This is a genomic window from Streptomyces solincola, assembly GCF_002982015.1.
GTDB classification, from domain to species: Bacteria; Actinomycetota; Actinomycetes; order Streptomycetales; family Streptomycetaceae; genus Streptomyces; species Streptomyces solincola.
The window spans coordinates 1-6599 of sequence record NZ_PVLV01000541.1; the positions used below are offsets into that span (position 1 = coordinate 1).

Sequence of the window (6599 nt, forward strand, 5' to 3'; positions counted from 1 at the left end):
TGCTGTTCGTGCGCAACCCCACCGGCGTCTCGCACTCCCCGGCCTGGCACGCCGGCCACGACGACGTGCCAGGCCGGGGAGTGCGAGACGCCGGTGGGGTTGCGCACGAACAGCATGGCGGTGGGCACGGCGGCGGAGAGGATGCCGGCGTCGTGTCCCGCGCCGGTGCCGAGGACGGGCAGGCCGGGGCCGAGGATCTTCGCCAGTTCGTCCCTCAGCGCGTGGCCGAACTCCACCACGGGGGTGAAGGACTCGCGGACCACGGTGAGGTCGACCCCCTGGCGGGCGGCGGCCTCCCGGGCGGCGGCCTCCACGGCGGCGACCACGGTGTCCAGGGCGGACTGGTCGGCGGCCCGGGAGTCCAGCCAGCCGCGTACGAGGGAGGGGATGGCGTTGACGCCGTTGGGCTCGACGGCCACCTTGCCGAAGGTGGCGACCGCGCCCGCGAGTTCGGCTTCGCGGCGGGCGGCGAGCACGGTCTCGGCGTACGGCAGCATCGGGTCGCGCCGGTCGGCGAGCCGGGTGGTGCCGGCGTGGTTGCCCTCGCCGGCGAAGTCGTACCGCCAGCGGCCGTGCGGCCAGATCGCGGAGGCGAGGCCGACCGGGTGGCCGGTGAGGTCCAGGGCGCGCCCCTGCTCCACGTGCAGCTCGACGAACGCGCCGATGCGGGCGAGCCGTTCGGGGTCGGGGCCGATGGCGTCGGGGTCGTATCCGGCGTTCTCCATGGCCTGCGGGAGGGAGACGCCGTCGCCGTCGCGGAGTCGGTGCGCGGCCTCCCGGGTGAGCTGCCCCGCGGTCAGCCGGGAGCCGACGCAGGCCAGCCCGAAGCGGGCGCCCTCCTCGTCGCCGAAGTTGGCGATGGCCAGCGGCCGGGTGAGCTCCGCTCCCCGGTGGCGGAGTTCGTCCAGTGCGGCGAAGGAGGAGACCACGCCGAGTGGGCCGTCGAAGGCGCCGCCGTCGGGCACCGAGTCCAGGTGGGAGCCGGTGACGACGGCGTCGGAGCCCAGGGGGTCGCCGAGCCAGGCCCACTGGTTGCCGTTGCGGTCGGTCTCGTAGCGGAGCCCGCGCGCCTCGGCCTGCTCCTGGAACCAGGTGCGGCAGTCGGCGTCGGCGCCGGTCCAGGCGTGCCGGCGGTAGCCGCCGGTGGCCGGGTGGCGGCCGACGGGGGCCAGTTCGGCCCACATCCGGGGGAAGGTGTCGGCGCCGCTCTCCGTGCGGCGCGTCCCGTCGGGTGCGCCGCTCATGAGGCGGCGTCCTGATGGCCGGTCTCGGCGTCCTCGCGCATGGGGACGCGCACGCCGCGTTCGGCGGCGACGTCCTCGGCGATGTCGTAGCCGGCGTCCACGTGCCGGATGACGCCCATGCCGGGGTCGTTGGTCAGCACGCGGCGGATCTTCTCGCCGGCCAGCGGGGTGCCGTCGGCGACGGTGACCTGCCCGGCGTGGATGGAGCGGCCCATGCCGACGCCGCCGCCGTGGTGCAGCGACACCCAGGAGGCGCCGGACGCGACGTTGACCATGGCGTTGAGCAGCGGCCAGTCGGCGATGGCGTCCGAGCCGTCGAGCATGGCCTCGGTCTCCCGGTAGGGGGAGGCGACGGAGCCGCAGTCCAGGTGGTCGCGGCCGATGGCGAGCGGGGCCTGGAGTTCGCCGGAGGCGACCATGTCGTTGAACCGCTCGCCGGCCCGGTCGCGCTCGCCGTAGCCGAGCCAGCAGATCCGGGCGGGCAGGCCCTGGAAGTGGACGCGCTCGCCGGCCATGGTGATCCAGCGGCGCAGCGACTCGTTCTCCGGGAAGAGGTCGAGGATCGCCTTGTCGGTGGCGGCGATGTCCTTGGGGTCGCCGGAGAGCGCGGCCCAGCGGAAGGGGCCCTTGCCCTCGCAGAACAGCGGCCGGATGTAGGCGGGGACGAAGCCGGGGAAGTCGAAGGCCCGCTCGTAGCCGGCGAGCTTGGCCTCGCCCCGGATGGAGTTGCCGTAGTCGAACACCTCGGCCCCGGCGTCCTGGAAGCCCACCATGGCCTCCACGTGCCGGGCCATCGACTCCCGGGCCCGCTGGGTGAAGTCGGCCGGCTTGTCGGCGGCGTGGGAGGCCATGTCGTCGAAGTCGGTGCCGAGCGGCAGGTAGGCGAGCGGGTCGTGCGCCGAGGTCTGGTCGGTGACGATGTCGATGGGCGCGCCCATGGCCAGGAGCTGCGGCACCAGCTCGGCGGCGTTGCCGAGCACGCCGATGGACAGCGGGCGTCGGGCGTCGCGGGCCTCGGTGGCCAGGGCGAGGGCGTGCTCCAGCGAGTCGGCCTTCACGTCGAGGTAGCGGTGCTCGATGCGGCGCTCGATGGCACGCGGGTCGCAGTCGACGCAGATCGCGACGCCGTCGTTCATGGTGACGGCCAGCGGCTGGGCGCCGCCCATGCCGCCGAGCCCGGCGGTGAGCGTGATCGTGCCGGCCAGCGTCCCGCCGAACTTCTTCTGCGCGACGGCGGCGAAGGTCTCGTAGGTGCCCTGGAGGATGCCCTGGGTGCCGATGTAGATCCACGACCCGGCGGTCATCTGCCCGTACATGGTCAGGCCGAGCTGCTCCAGGCGGCGGAACTCCTCCCAGTTGGCCCAGTCGCCGACGAGGTTGGAGTTGGCGATCAGCACGCGCGGCGCCCACTCGTGGGTCTGCATCACGCCGACCGGGCGGCCGGACTGCACCAGCATGGTCTCGTCCTGCTTGAGCGTGCGCAGGGTGCGGGTCATGGCGTCGAAGGAACGCCAGTCGCGGGCCGCCTTGCCGGTGCCGCCGTAGACGACCAGCTTGTCCGGGTGCTCGGCGACCTCGGGGTCCAGGTTGTTGTGGAGCATGCGCAGGGCGGCCTCCTGCTGCCAGCCCAGGGTGGTCAGTTCCGTACCGCGCGGGGCCCGGACGGGGCGGGGACCTGACATGGGATGCCTCCTCGGCGTGTGACGCGACGCTGGACCGGTTATTCGTCGACTATTCACATAGTGGCTTGCTGAATAGTTCCAGTCAACGGGCGCGGCGGACCGGCCGGCACACCGGCCGCGACGGCCCCCGGGCCGGGTACGCCGGTCCCCGGGCCGGGTGCGGCGGTTTCTGCCGCCGGGTGCGACGGTCATTGGGCCGGACGCGACAGTCGCCGGGCCAGGCGCGACGGCCCCCGGGCCGGGCACGACGGCCCCCGGGCCAGGCGCGACGGTCATTGGGCCGGGCGCGACGGCCCCCGGGCCGGGCGCCGGTCATCGGACCGGGTGCGGCGGTCCCCGGGCCGGGTGCGGCGGCTTCTGCCGCCGGGTGCGACGCGCGGCGCAGCCGGCCCGGTCCCGTGCGCCACCGGACCGCCCTGGTTCCCCGCCGCCGCTGATGGTTGGCTGGAGGCATGGCCACCGAACGCCGCGACCGAGCCGTACGAGCCGCGATCGAGCAGGAGCTGCTGACCGAGGAGCACCCGGTCGCCGCCCTCCTGGACACCGACGGCGTGCGGGCGTCCGCCGCCGCGCTGCGGGACGCCTTCGCCGCCGTCACCGGCGCCCCGGTGCTGCACGCCTTCGCCGTCAAGGCCGGACCGCTGGTGCCGGTGCTGCGGCTGCTGTACGCCGAGGGGCTCGGCGCGGAGGTCGCCAGCCCCGGCGAGCTGGCACTGGCCCGGGCCGCCGGGATGCCGCCCGAGCGGATCGTGCTGGACTCGCCCGCCAAGACCCCCGCCGAACTGGCCGGGGCGCTCGCCCTGGGCGTCGCCGTCAACGCCGACAACCCGCAGGAACTCGCCCGGCTGGACGCCCTGGTGGCCGGCGCGCCCACCCGCTCCCCCATCGGCCTGCGGGTCAACCCGCAGATCGGCGGCGGCACCATCGACGCGCTGTCCACCGCCACGCCCACCTCCAAGTTCGGCGTCGCGCTACGCGACCGGGGCGCCCGGGACCAGGTCGTCCGGGCCTTCCTGGACCGCCCCTGGCTGACCCGGCTGCACACCCACACCGGCTCCCAGGGCGTCCCGCTCTCCCTGCTCGCCACCGGCGTGCGGGAGGTCTACGAGCTGGCCGAGGAGATCAACGCCGCCACCGTCCGGGCCACCGGCCGCCGCCAGGTCGACACCCTGGACATCGGCGGCGGGCTCCCCGTCAACTTCACCTCCGACGAGGAGACGCCGACCTTCGCCGCGTACGCCCGGCTGCTCGCCGAGCAGGCGCCCGGACTGTTCGACGGGCGGTACGGCCTGGTCACGGAGTTCGGCCGCTCCCTGCTGGCCAAGCACGGCACGCTGCTGGCCCGGGTCGAGTACACCAAGACCTCCGGCGCGCGGCCCATCGCCGTCACCCACGCCGGCGTGCAGGTGGCCACCCGTACCGTCTACGACCCGGACTCCTGGCCGCTGCGGATCGCCGCGTACGACGCCGAGGGCCGCCCCAAGGACGGCCCGCCCGTCGACCAGGACGTGGCCGGCCCCGCCTGCTTCGCCGGCGACCTGCTCGCCGTCCAGCGCCCGCTGCCGCCGCTGGAACCCGGCGACGTGGTCGCCGCCCTGGACACCGGCGCCTACTACTTCACCGCCCACTACGCGTACAACTCACTGCCCCGCCCCGGCGTCCACGCCTACACCGGGACCGCCGGGGGCGCCCGGCGCCTGGTCACCCTCCGCCCGCCCCAGCAGCTCCCCGAGATCGTCGCCGAAGCCGGCGGCGCCCACCGGGACGCCCTGCTGGAGCGGTGACACCCGCGCCGCCGTTCGCCGCACACCGGCGGGCGGTATTCGGCGCGGCGGCGGGAGTCAGCGGCGTACGCCCGGGCAGTAAGCATCCATGTCCACAACCGCAGAGCCGGCCGGTGGCGAACCGGCACTCAAGAGGGCGATCGGGCCCAAGCTGCTGATCCTCTTCGTCATCGGTGACATCCTCGGCACCGGGATCTACGCCACCACCGGAAACGTGGCCGGCAAGGTCGGCGGCGCCCTCTGGCTGCCGTTCGCGATCGGCTTCGCGGTCGCGCTGCTCACGGCGGCCTCGTACGTCGAGCTGGTCGGCAAGTACCCGAAGGCCGCCGGGGCCGCCCTCTACACCCAGAAGGCGTTCAACGTCCCCTTCCTCACCTTCATCATCGCCTTCATGGTGATGTGCTCCGGCCTGTCCTCGGCGAGCGCCGCCGCCCGCGCGTTCAGCGGCGACTACCTCGGCGAGTTCACCGACGCCGTCCCGCCGACGCTGATCGCGATCCTGTTCATCGTCGCGCTCGCCGCGCTGAACCTGCGCGGCGTCTCGGAGTCGGTGAAGACCAACGTGGTGCTGACGCTCGTCGAGCTGACCGGCCTCGTGGTGATCCTCGCCATCGGCGCGTACGCGGTGTTCTCCGGCGAGGGCGAGCCCGCCCGGCTCGGCGAGTTCCAGGCCGGCGGCACCGGCTACGCGCTGCTCACCAGCGTGCTGGGCGCCACCGCGCTCGGCTTCTTCGCCTTCGTCGGCTTCGAGGACTCGGTCAACATGGCCGAGGAGACCCAGGACCCGGCCCGCACCTTCCCGCGCGCCATCTTCATCGGCGTCGGCGTCACCGGCACCATCTACGTCCTGGTGGCGCTGATCTCCTCACTGCTGGTCGACTACCGGGTGCTAGAGGACTCCAGCGGCCCGCTGCTGGAGGTGGTCAAGGCCGGCGGCCTGGACTTCCCGCCCAAGCTGTTCGCGCTGATCGCCCTGTTCGCGGTCACCAACTCGGCGCTGATCAACATCATGATGGCCTCCCGGCTCTGCTACGGCATGGCCAACGAGCGCATCCTGCCGCGCGCCATGGGCAAGGTGCTGCCCCGCCGCCGCACCCCCGTCGTCGGCATCGTCTTCGTCTCGCTGCTGGCCATCGGGCTCGTGTCCACCGGCGAGATCGAGGGCCTCGGCGACACCACGTCCTTCCTGCTGCTGTGCGTGTTCGCGGTGGTCAACGTCACCGTGCTGGTCCTGCGCAAGGACCGGGTCGACCACCACCACTTCCGCACCCCGACGATCCTGCCGGTACTCGGCGCGATCAGCGCGCTGATCCTGGCCAGCCCGCTCGCCGACCGCTCCTCCGACGTCTACATCCGCGCCGGCGTGCTGGTGCTGCTGGGCGTGGTCCTCTGGGGCGTGAACAAGCTGGTGCTGCGCGCCCGCCGGGAGGACTGACCGGCGCACCGGGCCCCACCGCCCCGGGACACGGCCGCACGGGCAACCGTCGACCGTAGCGCGGGGCGGGCACGTTCCCTTGGAATTTGCCAGAACCCCCCACCCGCGAGCGGGACTTTGCGTAACCTCGCGGTCACTGCTGCTCTTGCACCACGGGGAACTGGGAGGGGATCCGGCGTGCCCGGAATCGACGAGTGCCTGCGCGAAGCGATGAGCCTGCCAGGCGCCCGCGGGGCCGCACTCGTCGACTGGACCAGCGGACTCGCCCTCGGCACCGCGGGCGACTCACCGGTCGGAGACCACGAGACCACCGCCGCCGAGACGGCCGAACTGGCCCGCGCGGCAGCCGAGTACGAGTCCTTCGCGCCCGGCGCGAACGGTCCGCCGGCACTGCCCCCGGGCCCGTCCGCCGGCCGATCGGCCACCCGGCCGGTCGCGGCCGCCCCGCCCGCTC

The 6599-nt window shown here is 74.0% G+C and carries 5 protein-coding genes; 3 read left to right on the plus strand and 2 right to left on the minus strand.

The features are described from left to right. Positions 1-1244 (minus strand): allantoate amidohydrolase (locus C6N75_RS26705; RefSeq protein ID WP_258177632.1); only part of this gene is annotated, 1244 nt, incomplete at its 3' end. Further along, complete coding sequence (gene hutU / locus C6N75_RS26710; protein ID WP_105871441.1) at positions 1241-2926, minus strand: urocanate hydratase; 1686 nt, start codon at positions 2924-2926, stop codon at positions 1241-1243. The genes hutU and C6N75_RS26705, both read right to left, overlap by 4 nt. Positions 2927-3378: 452 nt before the next feature. Between hutU and C6N75_RS26715 the strand changes: the two genes are divergently transcribed. The 3 genes from C6N75_RS26715 to C6N75_RS26725 all read left to right on the plus strand — a co-directional run. Continuing rightward, positions 3379-4710 (plus strand): type III PLP-dependent enzyme domain-containing protein, encoded by a 1332-nt coding sequence (locus tag C6N75_RS26715; protein WP_105871442.1) that lies wholly within the window; start codon positions 3379-3381, stop codon positions 4708-4710. Between the two features lie 88 nt (positions 4711-4798). Then, positions 4799-6145 (plus strand): APC family permease, encoded by a 1347-nt coding sequence (locus C6N75_RS26720; protein WP_105871443.1) that lies wholly within the window; start codon positions 4799-4801, stop codon positions 6143-6145. Between the two features lie 177 nt (positions 6146-6322). Then, a partial coding sequence (locus C6N75_RS26725) for a roadblock/LC7 domain-containing protein (protein WP_258177633.1) occupies positions 6323-6599 on the plus strand: 277 nt, incomplete at its 3' end.